This window comes from Halorubrum sp. JWXQ-INN 858 (assembly GCF_009806985.1).
Taxonomy (GTDB): Archaea; Halobacteriota; Halobacteria; order Halobacteriales; family Haloferacaceae; genus Halorubrum.
Genome location: NZ_WUAX01000008.1, coordinates 48,436 through 62,530, shown reverse-complemented (window position 1 = coordinate 62,530; position 14,095 = coordinate 48,436). Strand labels below are relative to the sequence as shown.

The 14,095-nt window shown below is 70.5% G+C and carries 15 protein-coding genes; 9 read left to right on the top strand and 6 right to left on the bottom strand.

Features of this window, described 5'->3' with window-relative positions; genetic code table 11:
- Positions 1-2 precede the first annotated feature (2 nt).
- Positions 3-1,919 (bottom strand): DNA topoisomerase (ATP-hydrolyzing) subunit B, encoded by a 1,917-nt coding sequence (gene gyrB / locus GRS48_RS05715; RefSeq protein WP_159484446.1) that lies wholly within the window; start codon positions 1,917-1,919, stop codon positions 3-5.
- Positions 1,920-2,086: 167 nt separating this feature from the next.
- On the opposite strand from gyrB, the gene GRS48_RS05710 reads away from it, so the two are divergent.
- Both GRS48_RS05710 and GRS48_RS05705 read left to right on the top strand, forming a co-directional pair.
- Complete coding sequence (locus GRS48_RS05710) at positions 2,087-3,091, top strand: ZIP family metal transporter (RefSeq protein ID WP_159484444.1); 1,005 nt, start codon at positions 2,087-2,089, stop codon at positions 3,089-3,091.
- A gap of 61 nt (positions 3,092-3,152) precedes the next feature.
- Positions 3,153-3,737, top strand: coding sequence for a nuclear transport factor 2 family protein (locus tag GRS48_RS05705; protein ID WP_159484442.1), 585 nt, complete (start codon positions 3,153-3,155; stop codon positions 3,735-3,737).
- Positions 3,738-3,810: 73 nt separating this feature from the next.
- On the opposite strand, the gene aroC is transcribed toward GRS48_RS05705, so the two are convergent.
- Positions 3,811-4,998: a chorismate synthase gene (gene aroC, locus GRS48_RS05700; protein WP_159484440.1), complete on the bottom strand. Its 1,188-nt coding sequence runs from the start codon at positions 4,996-4,998 to the stop codon at positions 3,811-3,813.
- Between the two features lie 109 nt (positions 4,999-5,107).
- Positions 5,108-6,289 (bottom strand): S1C family serine protease, encoded by a 1,182-nt coding sequence (locus tag GRS48_RS05695; RefSeq protein ID WP_159484438.1) that lies wholly within the window; start codon positions 6,287-6,289, stop codon positions 5,108-5,110.
- An 86-nt stretch (positions 6,290-6,375) separates the two neighbouring features.
- On the opposite strand from GRS48_RS05695, the gene GRS48_RS05690 reads away from it, so the two are divergent.
- From GRS48_RS05690 to hpt, 5 genes are all read left to right on the top strand, one after another.
- Complete coding sequence (locus GRS48_RS05690) at positions 6,376-7,116, top strand: hypothetical protein (RefSeq protein ID WP_159484436.1); 741 nt, start codon at positions 6,376-6,378, stop codon at positions 7,114-7,116.
- Entirely contained in the window at positions 7,113-8,519 is a 1,407-nt protein-coding gene (locus GRS48_RS05685) for an NADH:flavin oxidoreductase (protein WP_159484434.1), read from the top strand. The genes GRS48_RS05690 and GRS48_RS05685 overlap by 4 nt, the downstream gene beginning before the upstream one ends.
- 23 nt (positions 8,520-8,542) lie before the next feature.
- Positions 8,543-8,764, top strand: a complete 222-nt coding sequence (locus GRS48_RS05680; RefSeq protein WP_321168310.1) for a hypothetical protein — start codon at positions 8,543-8,545, stop codon at positions 8,762-8,764.
- Positions 8,765-8,967: 203 nt separating this feature from the next.
- Positions 8,968-9,741 (top strand): enoyl-CoA hydratase/isomerase family protein, encoded by a 774-nt coding sequence (locus GRS48_RS05675; protein WP_159484432.1) that lies wholly within the window; start codon positions 8,968-8,970, stop codon positions 9,739-9,741.
- Positions 9,742-9,803: 62 nt separating this feature from the next.
- Positions 9,804-10,373: a hypoxanthine/guanine phosphoribosyltransferase gene (gene hpt, locus GRS48_RS05670; RefSeq protein ID WP_159484430.1), complete on the top strand. Its 570-nt coding sequence runs from the start codon at positions 9,804-9,806 to the stop codon at positions 10,371-10,373.
- Positions 10,374-10,439: 66 nt separating this feature from the next.
- Here the strand turns inward: hpt and GRS48_RS05665 are convergent, their stop codons facing one another.
- Positions 10,440-11,228: an HpcH/HpaI aldolase/citrate lyase family protein gene (locus tag GRS48_RS05665; RefSeq protein WP_159484428.1), complete on the bottom strand. Its 789-nt coding sequence runs from the start codon at positions 11,226-11,228 to the stop codon at positions 10,440-10,442.
- Between the two features lie 128 nt (positions 11,229-11,356).
- Complete coding sequence (locus tag GRS48_RS05660) at positions 11,357-12,031, bottom strand: 2,5-diamino-6-(ribosylamino)-4(3H)-pyrimidinone 5'-phosphate reductase (protein ID WP_159484426.1); 675 nt, start codon at positions 12,029-12,031, stop codon at positions 11,357-11,359.
- Positions 12,032-12,215: 184 nt separating this feature from the next.
- On the opposite strand from GRS48_RS05660, the gene GRS48_RS05655 reads away from it, so the two are divergent.
- Positions 12,216-12,635 (top strand): VOC family protein, encoded by a 420-nt coding sequence (locus tag GRS48_RS05655; protein ID WP_159484424.1) that lies wholly within the window; start codon positions 12,216-12,218, stop codon positions 12,633-12,635.
- Positions 12,636-12,696: 61 nt separating this feature from the next.
- Here the strand turns inward: GRS48_RS05655 and GRS48_RS05650 are convergent, their stop codons facing one another.
- Positions 12,697-13,068: a hypothetical protein gene (locus tag GRS48_RS05650; protein ID WP_159484422.1), complete on the bottom strand. Its 372-nt coding sequence runs from the start codon at positions 13,066-13,068 to the stop codon at positions 12,697-12,699.
- Positions 13,069-13,162: 94 nt separating this feature from the next.
- On the opposite strand from GRS48_RS05650, the gene GRS48_RS05645 reads away from it, so the two are divergent.
- Entirely contained in the window at positions 13,163-13,906 is a 744-nt protein-coding gene (locus GRS48_RS05645; protein WP_159484420.1) for a ThuA domain-containing protein, read from the top strand.
- The last annotated feature ends 189 nt before the right edge of the window (positions 13,907-14,095 follow it).

Genomic DNA, 14,095 nt, shown 5'->3' with positions numbered 1-14,095 from the left:
CATCAGATGTCCACCCATTCGGCCTCGGTCGCGTGCTCTTTGATGAACTGTTTGCGCGGCTCGACCGCGTCGCCCATCAGGACGTTGAACATGCGGTCGGCGGCGGCCGCGTCGTCGATGTTGATCCGCTTGAGGATGCGGTTCTCCGGGTCCATCGTCGTCTCCCACAGCTGGTCGGGGTTCATCTCGCCGAGCCCCTTGAACCGCTGGACCTGGTCGGGCTCGCCGTCGCACTTCTCCGCGACGATGCGGTCGCGTTCCGCCTCCGTCATCGCGTCGTACGTCTCGCCTTTGTACCGAACGCGGTACAGCGGAGGTTGCGCCGCGTACACGTAGCCGGCCTCGATGAGCGGCTTCATGTGGCGGTACAGAAGCGTCAACAGTAGCGTTCGGATGTGTGCGCCGTCGACGTCGGCGTCCGTCATCAGGATCACCTTGTTGTACCGGACGTCGTCGATGTCGAACTCCTCGCCGATCCCCGCGCCGATCGCCGTGATCAGCGCGCGGATCTCGGTGTTCTCGAGGATCCGGTCGAGGCGGTGTTTCTCGACGTTGAGGATCTTCCCCTTGATCGGGAGGATCGCCTGGTTCTTCCGGTTCCGACCCTGTTTGGCGCTTCCGCCGGCGCTGTCGCCCTCCACGACGAACAGCTCCGCTTCCGCCGGGTCGCGGGTCTGACAGTCGGCGAGCTTGCCGGGCAGCGCCGTCGACTCCAGCGCCGATTTCCGCCGGGTCAGCTCCTCGGCCTTCTTGGCGGCCTTGCGGGCCCGTGCGGCCTCGGCGGCCTTGTGAACGACCTTCCGTGCGACGTCCGGGTGCTCCTCTAAGAACGTCCCGAGCTGTTCGTGGGTCGCGGACTCGACGACGCCGCGGACCTCGCTGTTGCCGAGCTTCGTCTTCGTCTGTCCCTCGAACTGCGGGTCGGGGTGTTTGATCGAGATCACGGCGGTGAGCCCCTCGCGGACGTCCTCGCCTTTGAGGTTGGCGTCGAGGTCGTCGACGAGCCCGTGTTCGTTCGCGTAATCGTTGACGACGCGGGTGAGCGCCGTCTTGAACCCGGTGAGGTGGGTGCCTCCTTCGCGGGTGTTGATGTTGTTCGCGAACGCGTGGACGGAGCCTTGCAGCTCCTCGGTCGCCTGCATCGCGACCTCGACGTGGACGCCGTCGTCCTCGCCCTCGAAGTAGATGACGTCGTCGTGGATCGGCGTGCGCGTCTCGTTGAGGTACGCGACGAACTCGCGGATCCCGCCCTCGTACCGGAACGTCTCCCGCTCGCCGTCGCGCTCGTCGGCGAGTGTGATCTCCACGCCGGAGTTGAGGAACGCGAGCTCGCGGAGCCGGTTCGCGAGCGTCGAGAAGGAGAACGTCGTCGTCTCGAACGTCTCCCGGTCGGGCCAGAACCGGATCCGGGTGCCCGTCGGCTCGTCCGGTCCCATGTCGCGGACGCGATCGAACCCGTCGACGTCGGGCTCGCCGCACTGGAAGGAGTGGCGATACACTCCGCCGTCGCGTTTCACCTCCACCTCCAATCGCTCGGAGAGGGCGTTGACGACGCTCACGCCGACGCCGTGGAGCCCGCCGGACACCTGGTACGACTTCGAGTCGAACTTCCCGCCGGCGTGGAGGACGGTCATGATGACCTCCAGGGCCGGCCGGTCGTACTTCTCGTGGGTGTCCACCGGGATCCCCCGGCCGTCGTCGCTGACGCTCACCGAACCGTCCTCGTGGATCGTTACCTCGATATCGTCACAGTACCCCGCGAGCGCCTCGTCGATGGAGTTGTCGACGACCTCGTAAACGAGATGATGGAGCCCACGGTCGTCCGTGGACCCGATATACATCGCCGGGCGTTTGCGTACGGCCTGCAGGCCCTCCAGCACTTGGATCTGGCCGGCTCCGTACTCACTATCCTCTGGCATAGAACGTATCGGAGGTAATCGGTGCCGGGTTATAAAGGCGGCGCACGCGCGCGGGCGCGAGCGAGATGATTACAAGGTCGCCTATCGACGCGGCTTCCCGCCCGTCGTCCACCGACCTCCGCGTGGATGGTCACCGATTTATATTCGTTCCGACGGAACCGGCTCGCATGACAGACATCGTGACCGTCCTCGCGGTCACCGGGGCGGCGGGGCTCGCGACCGGCCTCGGCGCGCTGCCCGTCTTCGTTCGGGCTCGGGTGACCCATCGGACGTACGACGCCGCGCTCGGGCTCGCCGCCGGGCTCATGGTCGCCGCCAGCGTCTTCGGGCTGATCCTGCCCGGTATGGACGACGGGGGCCTCTCTATCGTGATGGTCGGGGTGTTCGCGGGCGGCTTCACGTTGCTGGTCGGCAACCGCGCGATCCCGCATCTCCACGCGTTCTACCGCGAGTGGCGCGCCGAAGGCGGGGCGACGAGCACGGACGTCGCCCGGATGCCCCCGATGGAGGGAACGGCCGCACGGATACGGGGGACGGACGGGGACGACACCGACACGGACGCCGACTCCGACACCGATACGGACGCTGACTCCGACACCGACACTGTCACCGTCGCGGACGCTGACTCCGACACCGACACGGACGCCGACTCTGACACCGACACGGACGCCGGCGTGGACGCCGACTCCGACACCGACGCGGACGCCGACACCCTCGACGCCCGGCTCCGGAAGGCCCTGCTCATCGGCGGGGCGATCACCCTCCACAACGCGCCGGAGGGGCTCGCGATGGGCGTCGCGTTCGCGTCCGGCCTCGAGGAGGTCGCGGTGCTGATCGCGATCGTGATCGGTCTCCAGAACGTCCCCGACGGCTTCGCGTTCGCCGTCCCGATGGGCGAGACCGGGATGGGGAACGGCCGAGTGCTGCTGTACACGACCCTGTCCGGCGTGGTCCCACAGGTCGTCGCCGCGCTGTTCGGTTTCTACCTCGTCTCGATCGCGGACGGGCTGTTCCCCGTCGCGGCCGGGTTCGCCGCCGGCGCGATGCTGGCGGTCGTCTTCCGCGAGCTGATCCCCTCCTCGCACGGACACGGGCACGCCGACGCCGCGACTGCGGCGTTCCTCGTGGGGTTCGTCCTGCTCGTCGTCGTCGACGAGGTCGTGGTGATCTGAGCGTCGGCGCGCGTCGCGGCGGACCGCCGAGGTTTACTGGTTCGTCCGCGGACCGTCGAGCATGACGGATACGTCCCCCGGCGCTGATCCCGACACCGACGGGCATGCTGATCCGACCGCCGATCCCGACACCGACTCAGCTGCCGACAGCGACACCGACCCAGCCGCCGACAGCGACACCGACCCAGCCGCCGACAGCGACACCGATCCCATCGAGCGAATGGTGAACCGCGAGACCAGAGCGTGGAACGAGCGCGACGTGGAGTCCTTGCTCGACCTGTTTCATCCCGACATGGTGTGGGCGTGGCCGCCGACGGCCCACGATCACGACCCGGTGACGTGGGAGCTGGAGTACGGCCGCTTCGACCGGGACCGCTGGCGGGAGAACTGGCAGGGCCTGTTCGACAGCCACGACCTCGTCCACAACCGGCGGGAAACGCTCCGGACGTCCGTCTCCGCGGAGGGCGACGGCGGTTTCGCCGTCGTCGACATCGACACGCTGTGGCGACACCGTGACACCGGCGAGCGGTTCCACTGGGAGGGACGAACCGCCAAGGTGTACTCGCTCGTCGACGGGGTCTGGTTGCTCGTCTCCCACTGGGGAACCCTCGCGTTCGACGAGGCGGGCGACCCGGTCACCTCCTGATCGACGGGCCTTTTGAGTCCGTGGCGCTTGCTGACCGCCGTCGCCCAACGGCCGACACCCACCGACCGATCCGCTATTCGTTGTCGGGGCTGCTCGGGTGGTACTCCGTGTCGTACTCGCCGGGCCGGTCGTCGACGCGGTCCGGGTTGATCCGGCCGCCCAGCAGCATGAAGTCGAGGACGGTACAGTAGAGCATCGCCTCGACGACGGGGACGGCCCGCGGCGGGAGGACGGGGTCGTGCCGGCCGACGACCTGGATGTCCTTCTCCTCGCCCGTCTCCCAGTCGGCGGTCCGCTGTTCCTTCGGGATCGAGGTGGGCGCGTGCCAGGTCGCCTCGCCGTAGATCGGCTCGCCCGTCGTGATCCCGCCCTGGATCCCGCCGTGGTCGTTGCCGACGGGGACCGGGTCGCCCGCGTCGCTCTCGACGTGCGTGAACGACTCGCCGTCGTCGAACGTCCAGTCCTCGTTTCGCTCCTTCCCGGTCACGTCGCTGGCGGCCTTCCCGAGCCCGAACTCGACGGCCGTGGTCGCCGGGACGGAGAACAGCGCCTGCCCGAGCCGCGACGGGAAGCCGTCGAACCGCGGCGCGCCGAGCCCGCGCGGGACGCCCCGACACTCGAAGTAAATGGAGCCGCCGATCGAGTCGCCCTGCTCCTGGTACTCCTCGATCAGCGCCTGCATCTCCGCGGCGGCCTCGGGGTCCGCACACCGCACGTCGTTCTCCTCGCTGTGGGCGAGGATCTGCTCGAACGTCACCGCGCCGGCCTCGACGTCGCCGATACGGTTGACGTGTGCCTTGATCTCGACGTCGTACGGGGAGGCGTCGAGCACCTGTTCGGCGACCGCGCCGGCCGCGACCCAGTTCACCGTCTCCCGCGCGGACGATCGACCGCCGCCGCCCCAGTTGCGCGTGCCGAACTTCGCGGAGTAGGTGTAGTCGCCGTGGGAGGGCCGCGGCGCGGTGACGTACGGCTCGTACTTGCCCGACCGCGCGTCCTTGTTCTGGATCACCATCCCGATCGGGGTGCCCGTGGTGTAGCCGTCCTGCACGCCGGAGTTGACGACGACCTCGTCGGGCTCGCCCCGCGAGGTCGTGATCATCGACTGGCCGGGCTTCCGCCGGTCGAGCTGTGCTTGGATCGCGTCCTCGTCGAGTTCGACGCCCGCCGGCACGCCCGAGACGGTGACGCCCATCGCCTCGCCGTGGCTCTCGCCGTAGGTGGTCACCTGAAAGAGGCGACCGAACCGGTTTCCGTTCATACCCCTACCTGTCGCCGGGGGGATTTAGGGGTTGCAGTCCGCGGGAGCCGCGGGAGCCACGGGAAGCTAGGAGAACCCACGTGATCCACGGAACGCGACCGTCTCGCGATCAGGGGTCGGGCCGCGACCCGAGCGTCAGGTCGACGGTCCTCGTTTCGCCGTCGCGTCTGACGGTCACCTCGATGACGTCCCCCGGGCGCGTCTCCAGCGCGAGGAACCGCGAGAGGTCGGCGTTGGCCTCGACGGGCGTCTCGTCGAGCGCGACGACGGTGTCGCCGCCGACGGGCACGGTCGCGCCCTCGACGGACGTCTCGCCGTCGGCCCCCCGAAGGACTCCGTCGGCCGGGCCCCCGTCGGCGACGTCGGCCACGTACACGCCGCGCGCCTCCGGGAGGTCGTTCGCCGTCGCGAGCAGGGGCTCGACCGGCAGCACGCTCACGCCCATGTACGAGTGGTCGTACCCGCCGGACCCGATCAGTTCGGGAACGACCTCGCCGACGAGCCGGGCGGAGACGCCGAAGCCGACGTTCTCGCCGCGCGTCGCGGTCGCGACCCCGATCACGTCCCCGTCGAGCGTGACGATCGGCCCGCCGCTATTGCCGGGGTTCAACGCCGCGTCCGTCTGGACCGCGTCGGCGATGGAGAACCGCCCGGCCTCCGTGACGGTCGCGGGGATCGTCCGGTTGCGCCCGCTGACGATCCCCTGTGTCGCCGTCCCTTCCAACCCGAGCGGGGACCCCACGACGAGCACCTCGGTTCCCGTCGCCGGGACCGCCTCGGCGAGCGCGAGCGGCCCGCCGGGGAGGCTCCCGGCCGTCTCCACGACCGCGAGGTCGCTGTACGGGTCGCGGCCGACCACCGACGCGTCGAGCCACGTTCCGTCGGACGCCTGCACCCGGACCGTGTCCGCGTCCGCGAGGACGTGATCGTTCGTGACGAGGTAGTCCTCGGCGTACCGGAAGCCGGAGCCCTGTCCGGCCTCGCCGCCGCCGTCGCCGCCGTCCCCGTCGTCGCCGAAGAGCCCGCCGACCGCTCCGTCGCGGTACGTCTGTACCCGCGCGACGGACGGGGAGACGGCCTCGTACACTTCGGTATAGCCCGCGTTCGACTCGACGCGCGGCGCGTCCGCCGGTTCCGCCGGCTCTGTCGATTCCGCCGCGGCGGCCGTGGGGTTCCCCCCGTCGACGCCGACCCGCCCGTCGTCGTTCGTCGGCGCGAGACAGCCCGCCGTCGCCGCGATCGCCCCCATCGTCGCGCCCAGGCCGAGCACCTCGCGTCGGGTGCGCTTCATACGCGTTCGACGGGACACGTCCGGTTAAACGCCCCGACGACCCGGGCGGGCGAACCGTCAAATCCCGTGGCGCCCAACGGACGGGTATGACACTACGACCCACGCGATGTCCCGCACCGGACTGCGGGTTCAGCGACGTCCCGTCGCTCGTCGCCGCCCACGTGAACGGAACCGAGGGGCCCGAACACGACTGGGCCCGGCTCCAGTACGACGGTCCCGGCGACTTCCTCTCGGCGATGCGCGACGGCGATGGGGAGGAACGGGGCGACGATGGTGCCGGCGACGATACTGCCGGCGACGACACGGCCGGCGGGACGAGTGACGACACGGGCGACGGGACGGGTGACGACACGGCTGACGGCGAGGAACCGAGGTCGCACGCCATCGATCCGGAGCCGGTGTTCCGAGCGGTCGAGGTCGCCCGCGACCGCTCCGCGGGGGTCGAGGACCTCGAGGACCTCGAGACGCCGGCGTTGGCGGACCTCTTCGTCGCCTTCTCCGTGCTCGCGAGCGAGGCGGGGACCGTCCGGAGCGACGTCCGGACCGCGATCATCGACCGGATCGACGAGGAGATGGAAATCGAGGGCGAGCTCGGAAGCATCGGCCGGTCGATGTCGACGCGGCGCTCGCTCCGGAGCGAGGAGACGGTCCGGCGTGCACTGTTCGAGGCGGGGATCGACCCGCGGGCGGCCGAGTCGTTCGACCCCGACCTCGTCCGCGACCTGGTCGACAAGGGGGACATCGACGAGGACACCGTGTTCGAGACGAGCCGCTCCGACCACGTCCGCCGGACGACGGTCGACGAGGAGGCCTTCGAGGAGCGATGACGTCCGCCGGCCCGCCCGCGCTCGATGACCCGGTCGACCTCGGCGGGCTGCGCCTCCGGAACCGGCTGTATCGTGCCCCGCTGCTCGAGTGCGCCGGGAACGGTGACGACGCCGTCGACCGGCTGATCGCCGATCTCGAGCCCGCCGCGGCCGCCGGCGTCGGGCTGATCCACCAGGGCGCGACGATCGTCCGCGGGGAGGGCGGCTGTGCCGCGCCCGGGATGACGCGCGTTCACGACCCCGCGTTCGTCGCCGACCTCGCACGGCTCACCGACGCGGTCCACGCGCACGACTCCCGGATCGCGATCCAGCTCGAACACGGCGGGCTCCGCTCGATGGAGGTCTGGCACGCCGGCTACCGGGGGGCGAACCCCGACCTCGAGCAGCTGGCGGTGTCCCGTCCCCCGCGCGTCCTGCGGATCCTCGACCGGCTCGGCTTCCTCGACCTCTCGGCTCGCGTGTTGACGACCGCCGAGGTCGATGCGCTCGCCGACGACTTCGGTCGGGCCGCCGCCCGCGCGGTCGACGCCGGCTACGACGCCGTCCACGTCGCCGGCGCGAACATGGGGATCGTCCAGCAGTTCCTCTCGCCGTTCTACAACCGGCGCGACGACCGGTACGGGATCGACCCCGACGTGGGCGCGGGCGTCGCCTTCCTTGAACGCGTCGCCGAGGCGGTCCGCGATCGCGCCGGCGACGTCCCGCTCCTGACGAAGGTGCCCTCCGAGCGGCCGACGCTCCCCGGAATCGGTCCCCACCTCGGCGACGACGACGCGGTCCGGGTGTGCGAGCGGCTCGCGGCGGCGGGCTACGACGCGGTCGTGCCGGTCCGGACGAGCGTCTTCTGGGACATGAGCGTCGTCCGCGGCGAGTTCCCGGCGGCCGCCTGGCGCGACGCGCGGTTCCGCCCGGGGTTCCGCGAGGCGTTCGGGTCGCTCCCGCGGGCCGCCGCCGTCGCCGCCGGCAACTGGGTCGAGTCGTTCGCGTACGACTTCGAGCCCGGCTGGAACCGCGACCTCTGTCGGCGCGTCCGCGACCGCGTCGACGTCCCGGTGGCGTGTGAGGGCGGCCTCCGCGACCGCGCGACGCTCGACGACGCGCTCGCCGGGGACGCCGACCTCGTCGGGATGGCCCGGCCCTTTTATGCGGAGCCCGAGCTCCCGGCCCGCCTGCTCGGCGACGACGTCGACCCCGGCGTGGCGGCCGTCTGTGAGAACTGCAACAACTGCGCCGTCGCGCAGGCGGCCGGCGAGTCCGGCGTCTGTCGGACCCCGGCGGTCCTCCGGCGCGCCGGCGTCCTCCGCCGACACGGGGCGTACGATCGGCGGGACGGCCCGGAAGCGGACGACGACCATCGGGCAGATCCCGCCGATCCCACCGATCGCTCCGACGGGGGTTTTTAAGTCCAGATCGCCTATCGGGTGCCGTGCGTCAACGACTCACCTCCGATCTGGGCGTGTATGCGCTCTCCGGGCTGTTCTCGCTGGTCGTCTTCGTCGTCGCGCTCGCCGTCCTCTCCGCGACGCTTCCCGACGGCCTCGGGGACCGTCAGCTCGTGGGGCTCGTCTTCGGCTACCTCCTGTTCGTCGGGGTGTACGCCGTCGCGTGGTTCATCTACACCGGGATCGAGGCCCGCGAGGAGGTCTGACCGGCTCCGGGGCGGTCGCGATCCCGGGAGCGCGCGACGATCACTGATAAGTGACCGCGATCGATTACAATCGATTGAGATCGATCGCAACCGACCCCGATCGGTGCGGACGTTCACTTAAAAACGGCCACGGCCGTCTCACGACGACGGTAAGTGGATTTTCCGCACGAACAGTTTTCACGCCCCCCGGTGACACGCCGGACATGGAGTGGGACACGGTCACGCTGGAGATCGACGAGGACGTCGCGACGCTGACGATCGACCGCCCCGAGCGGCTCAACACGCTCACCGTCGACGCGCTCGAGGCGGTCGCCGAGGCGCTCGACGCCGCGGCGGCCGCCGAGGTCCGCGCGCTCGTGCTGACGGGCGCGGGCGAGGACGCGTTCATCGCCGGCGCGGACGTCTCGTATATGACCGACCTGACGACGCCGGAGGCGCAGGCGTACGCGGAGCTGGGCCACCGCGTCGTCGACGCGATCGAGACGTTCCCCGCGCCGGCGATCGCCGCCATCAACGGCTACGCCTTCGGCGGGGGCTGTGAGTTCGCGCTCGCGTGTGACCTCCGGGTCGCCGCCGAGGGCGCGGTCCTCGGCCAGACCGAGATCGACATCGGGCTGGTTCCCGGCTGGGGCGGCACCCAACGGCTCTCGCGGCTCGTGGGCGACGAGACGGCGCGGCGGCTCGTCTTCTTCGGCGAGCGGCTCGACGCGAGCGAGGCGGCCGCGATCGGGCTCGTCGGGGAGGTCGTCCCCGACGCGGAGCTCGACGACCACGTCGCGCGGATGGCCGCGGAGCTGGCGGCGAAGCCGGCGTTCGCGCTCCGGGGCGCGAAGGAGGCGCTCAACGCGGTCCACGACGGCTCCCAGACCGTCGGGCTCGACTACGAGAAGCGGCTCTGGTCGGGGCTGTTCGGCACCCACGACCAGCGTGAAGGGATGGCCGCGTTCCTCGAGAAGCGGGAGCCGGCGTTCGAGTGACACCCGGGCGCACGACCGCCCGCAACCGCCACCCTTTATTAAGCGCACCGAGTACCGGCGACATGGACCAGTTGCGGCAGTCGCTCCTCGACGCGCCGATCATCGAGAAAGGCGAGTACCAGTACTTCGTCCACCCGATCAGCGACGGCGTTCCCATGCTGGAACCCGAGCTGCTCCGGGAGATCGTCATCCGGATCATCCGGAAGGCCGAACTCGAGAACGTCGACAAGATCGTCACTCCCGCGGCGATGGGGATCCACATCTCGACCGCGCTCTCGCTGATGACCGACATCCCGCTCGTCGTCATCCGAAAGCGCCAGTACGGCCTCGAGGGCGAGGTCCCGCTGTTCCAGGAGACGGGCTACTCCGAGTCCGAGATGTACATCAACGACGTCGAGGAGGGCGACCGCGTGCTCGTGCTCGACGACGTGCTCTCGACGGGCGGCACGATGAAGGCGATCCTCGACGCGCTCACCGGCGAGATCGGCGCGGACGTCGTCGACGTCGTCGCCGTGATCAAGAAGGCGGGCGAGAACGAGCTCGACGACACCGACTACAACGTGAAAACGCTCATCAACGTCACGGTCGAGGACGGCGAGGTCGTGATCGTCGACGCCCAGGGCGACGAGTAGTCGGTCCCTCGCTCCCGCCGCGTTTTCGCTCTTCCCGCTCGGAAGGTGTCGTTCCCGGGCGACCGCTTATCGCTGATCCTCGATCGCCGCCAGCCGCGCGGACAGCGTGGTTCGTATCGCCCCGACGTCGCCCCCCACCCGTAGGATCCGGTACCCCTCGTCGATCGCGGCCTCGACGTCGGCGGGGTCGTTTCGGATCCCGCCCAGCGCGACCGGTGAGCCCTCGGCGGCGCGTTCGACCCGCTCGATGGCGTCGCGGACCTCCTCCGCGGCGGTCTCCATCGGGCGGCCGAGAGAGACGGAGAGGTCAGCCGGCCCGAGGAAGACGAAGCCGAGTCCGGGGACCGACAGGATCTCCGAGGCGTTCTCCACGGCGGATCGGGTCTCGATCATCGCGCCGACGAGGACCGACTCGTCTTCGGCCGCCACGAAGTCGCCGTCGAGGCGGGCTCCCCAGCCGCTCGCGCGACCGACCCCGATCCCACGCTGCCCCGGCTCGCCCTCGTGGACGAACCGCGCGGCGTCGACCGCCCGTCGGGCCTCGGCCGCGGTGTCGACCCGGCTGATGAGGATCGTTCGGACGCCCGTATCGAGGACCTTCCGGATGACGTGAGGATCGGGTGAGGGCAGCCGAACGAGGAGCTCCGTGTCGGCGACCGCGGCGGCGCGGGCGAGCCCTTCCAGCGCCTCGGTGTCGTTCGGGCTCGGCCCGCCGTGTTCGAGGTCGACCCAGACGAAGTCCATCCCGACGTCGCCGAGCGTCTCGATCACCGCCGGCGAACACGTCGCCGCGGCCGCCCCGAACACCGGCTCGTCCCGCTCTACCGCCTCTCGAAGTGCGTTATCGTTCCTCATGGTTCTGATCGGGAGGGGAGTCGCTTGAACCCCGGGGATGCGGAACCCGATCCGCGGCCGTCAGACGCCGCCGACCGCTCATCACGACCGCCGAAACCGGACCCCCAGCGCGATTCGCCGAGACCGGCCTACCGCCGCCCGTCGAGGACGTCGTACGAGAGGACGATCCCGTCGTCGAGTCGCTCGGTCCCCGTCAGCTCCAGTCGGGGGAACGCGTCGACGAACCCGTCGCCGTCGGCCAGCGTCGGGGCGTCGCGGCCGCCGACCACGAGCGATCCGACATACAGCTGCAGCTCGTCGACGAGCCCCGCGTCGAAACACGACGCGATCAGCTCGCCGCCCCCCTCGACCATCAGCCGGTCGACGCCGCGGTCCGCGAGCGCGGCGAACCCCTCGGCGAGGTCGACCCGTTCCTCTCCGGCGACGATCACCTCCGCGCCCGCGGCCCGCAACGCCTCGCGACGGTCCGTCGGCGTCGCCGCCGCCACGAGGAGGTACGTCGTCGCCTCGTCGTCGAGTATCCGGGCGTCGGTCGGCGTCCGCCCGGTCGAGTCCGCGACGACGCGGGCGGGGTTCCCGGGCCGTCCGTTCGTGAGCCGTCCGACGCGGCGGTCCTCCTCTTTGATCGTCAGGCCGGGATCGTCCGCGAGGACGGTCCCGACGCCGACCAGCACCGCGTCGGCCGCGGCGCGGATCCGGTCCATCCGGTCGAAGTCCTCGGGCCCGGAGATCCGGAGCTGCTCCCGGCGACGGGTGGAGAGCTTCCCGTCGACGCTCGCGGCGGCGTTGACGACGACGTACATACCGTCGTCTCGTCTCCCCGTCGGATGGACGTTTCGGTCGGAGGAGGCGGGTTCTGCGAGGCTTCGGGGTTCTGCGAGGCTTCGGGGTTCTGCGAGGCTTCGGGATGCTTCGAGGCTTCGGGACTCTTGGAGCTTTTGGGGGACTCTGCGGAGCTTTATGTGCCGGGCGCACTCACCGCCGACGATGACCGATCTCTCCGCCCATCACGTCGGGATCACCGTCGCCGACTTGGACCGCGCGGTCGACTTCTACGCCGGGACGCTCGGGCTCGACGTCGTCGCCGAGTTCTCCGTCTCGGGGGACGCGTTCGCCGACGCCGTCGCGGTCCCCGGCGCGACCGGGAGCTTCACACACCTCGACGCGGACGGGGTGCGGGTCGAGCTCGTCGAGTACGACCCCGCGGCCGACGCACGCGCCGACGCCGCCCTCAACGAACCGGGCGCAGTCCACGTCGGGTTCGCCGTCGACGACCTCGACGCCTTCCACGCGGGGCTCGACGACGACGTGGTGACGCTCAGCGCGCCGCGAACGACAGAGAGCGGGACGCGGATCTGCTTCGTCCGGGACCCGGAGGGGAACCTCGTCGAGGTGCTCGAGACGTAGCCGTCTGGATCCGGGCGCGGGTCGGGGCGCGGGTCGGGGCGCCGGGGGCGGCCGATCCCGCTCACGGCCCCTCGAGGAGGTCGGGATCGCCCGGCTTCAGCCACTCTCGGTGCGTGTAATGAACGACCGCTATCGGGGGCGCAACCAGTGCGATGAGCGCGTACAGCCACGTGAAGACGCCGAGGTCGACGAGCCCCTGCTCGCGGAGCGACAGCGCGTCGAGCAGCACCGCGGCCGCGACGAGCGGCGCGAGGACGTACGCGTGACCGAACCCGACGATCGCGCCGGCCGGCGTGGCGGCCTCTAGCAGGAACCGGTCCAGCGCGTAGAGGGCCGCCCACCCGACGAGCGCAGCGGCGAGCACGCGGAGCCACGGCCCGTCGAACCGCCGGTCCGGTGGCTCCTCCGTCGCCGCCGCGTCGTGCGCGTTCATACCGTCGCTCGGGGCCGGATCACAATCAACGTCCCGCCCGGGTCGGCGCGATCCGGATGGCAGGCTACAAGTCGCTCCCCGTGACACGTTCACTATGGTTCGAGTAACCGTTTGGAACGAGTTCCGTCACGAGCGGGAGAGCGACGTCGTCGCGGAGATCTACCCCGACGGCATTCACGAGGTCCTCGCCGAGGTCTTCGAGGACGCCGGCCACGAGGTCCGGACCGCCACCCTCGACGAGGGGCCCGAACACGGGCTCACCGAGGAGGTGCTGGCCGACACCGACGTGCTCACGTGGTGGGGCCACGCCGCCCACGACGAGGTGCGCGACGAGGTCGTCGAGCGCGTTCACGAGCGCGTGCTGGAGGGGATGGGCTTGCTCGTCCTCCACTCCGGCCACTACTCGAAGATATTTAAGAAGCTCATGGGCACGAGCTGCTCGCTCAAGTGGCGCGAGGCCGCCGAAACGGAGCGGCTGTGGGTCGTCGAGCCCGGCCACCCGATCGCCGACGGAATCGGCGAGTACATCGAGCTCGAGGAGACCGAGATGTACGGCGAGCGGTTCGACGTCCCGCAGCCGGACGCGCTCGTGTTCAACTCCTGGTTCGCCGGCGGCGAGGTGTTCCGCTCCGGCTGCTGTTACCGCCGGGGGAACGGCAGCGTGTTCTACTTCCGACCCGGCCACGAGACGTACCCCGTCTACCACGACGACGACGTCCGTCAGGTCCTCCGGAACGCCGTCGAGTGGGCCGCCCCGGGCGACGGGCCGACCCCCGACTTCGGCAACGCCGACCCGATCGAGGCGATCGACACGAGCGACGACCGGACGGTCCACTGACACGGCCCCGCCGACGGCCGTCCGAGGACCCGTCGGCCGGGCGTGGTCGCCCGACGAGCCGTCGGCTCACGGCTGTTGAGCGACCGCCGCTACGGTGTCGACGTTGAAAGGTGACCGCCCCGAGTCGAACGCGGGACGAGCAGTGTGTCGGGCACCGGCGGCCGGTCGAGTGACCGTCGGCCGCGCCGA

Bases quoted from the DNA above. Each gene is read 5' to 3' on its own strand.
- GRS48_RS05650 (WP_159484422.1), bottom strand. From the start codon at position 13,068: ATGAACGCGCACGACGCGGCGGCGACGGAGGAGCCACCGGACCGGCGG.
- GRS48_RS05675 (WP_159484432.1), top strand. From the start codon at position 8,968: ATGGAGTGGGACACGGTCACGCTGGAGATCGACGAGGACGTCGCGACG.
- aroC (WP_159484440.1), bottom strand. From the start codon at position 4,998: ATGAACGGAAACCGGTTCGGTCGCCTCTTTCAGGTGACCACCTACGGC.
- GRS48_RS05655 (WP_159484424.1), top strand. From the start codon at position 12,216: ATGACCGATCTCTCCGCCCATCACGTCGGGATCACCGTCGCCGACTTG.
- GRS48_RS05690 (WP_159484436.1), top strand. From the start codon at position 6,376: ATGACACTACGACCCACGCGATGTCCCGCACCGGACTGCGGGTTCAGC.
- GRS48_RS05660 (WP_159484426.1), bottom strand. From the start codon at position 12,031: ATGTACGTCGTCGTCAACGCCGCCGCGAGCGTCGACGGGAAGCTCTCC.
- GRS48_RS05710 (WP_159484444.1), top strand. From the start codon at position 2,087: ATGACAGACATCGTGACCGTCCTCGCGGTCACCGGGGCGGCGGGGCTC.
- GRS48_RS05695 (WP_159484438.1), bottom strand. From the start codon at position 6,289: ATGAAGCGCACCCGACGCGAGGTGCTCGGCCTGGGCGCGACGATGGGG.
- GRS48_RS05665 (WP_159484428.1), bottom strand. From the start codon at position 11,228: ATGAGGAACGATAACGCACTTCGAGAGGCGGTAGAGCGGGACGAGCCG.
- GRS48_RS05685 (WP_159484434.1), top strand. From the start codon at position 7,113: ATGACGTCCGCCGGCCCGCCCGCGCTCGATGACCCGGTCGACCTCGGC.
- gyrB (WP_159484446.1), bottom strand. From the start codon at position 1,919: ATGCCAGAGGATAGTGAGTACGGAGCCGGCCAGATCCAAGTGCTGGAG.
- hpt (WP_159484430.1), top strand. From the start codon at position 9,804: ATGGACCAGTTGCGGCAGTCGCTCCTCGACGCGCCGATCATCGAGAAA.
- GRS48_RS05705 (WP_159484442.1), top strand. From the start codon at position 3,153: ATGACGGATACGTCCCCCGGCGCTGATCCCGACACCGACGGGCATGCT.
- GRS48_RS05645 (WP_159484420.1), top strand. From the start codon at position 13,163: ATGGTTCGAGTAACCGTTTGGAACGAGTTCCGTCACGAGCGGGAGAGC.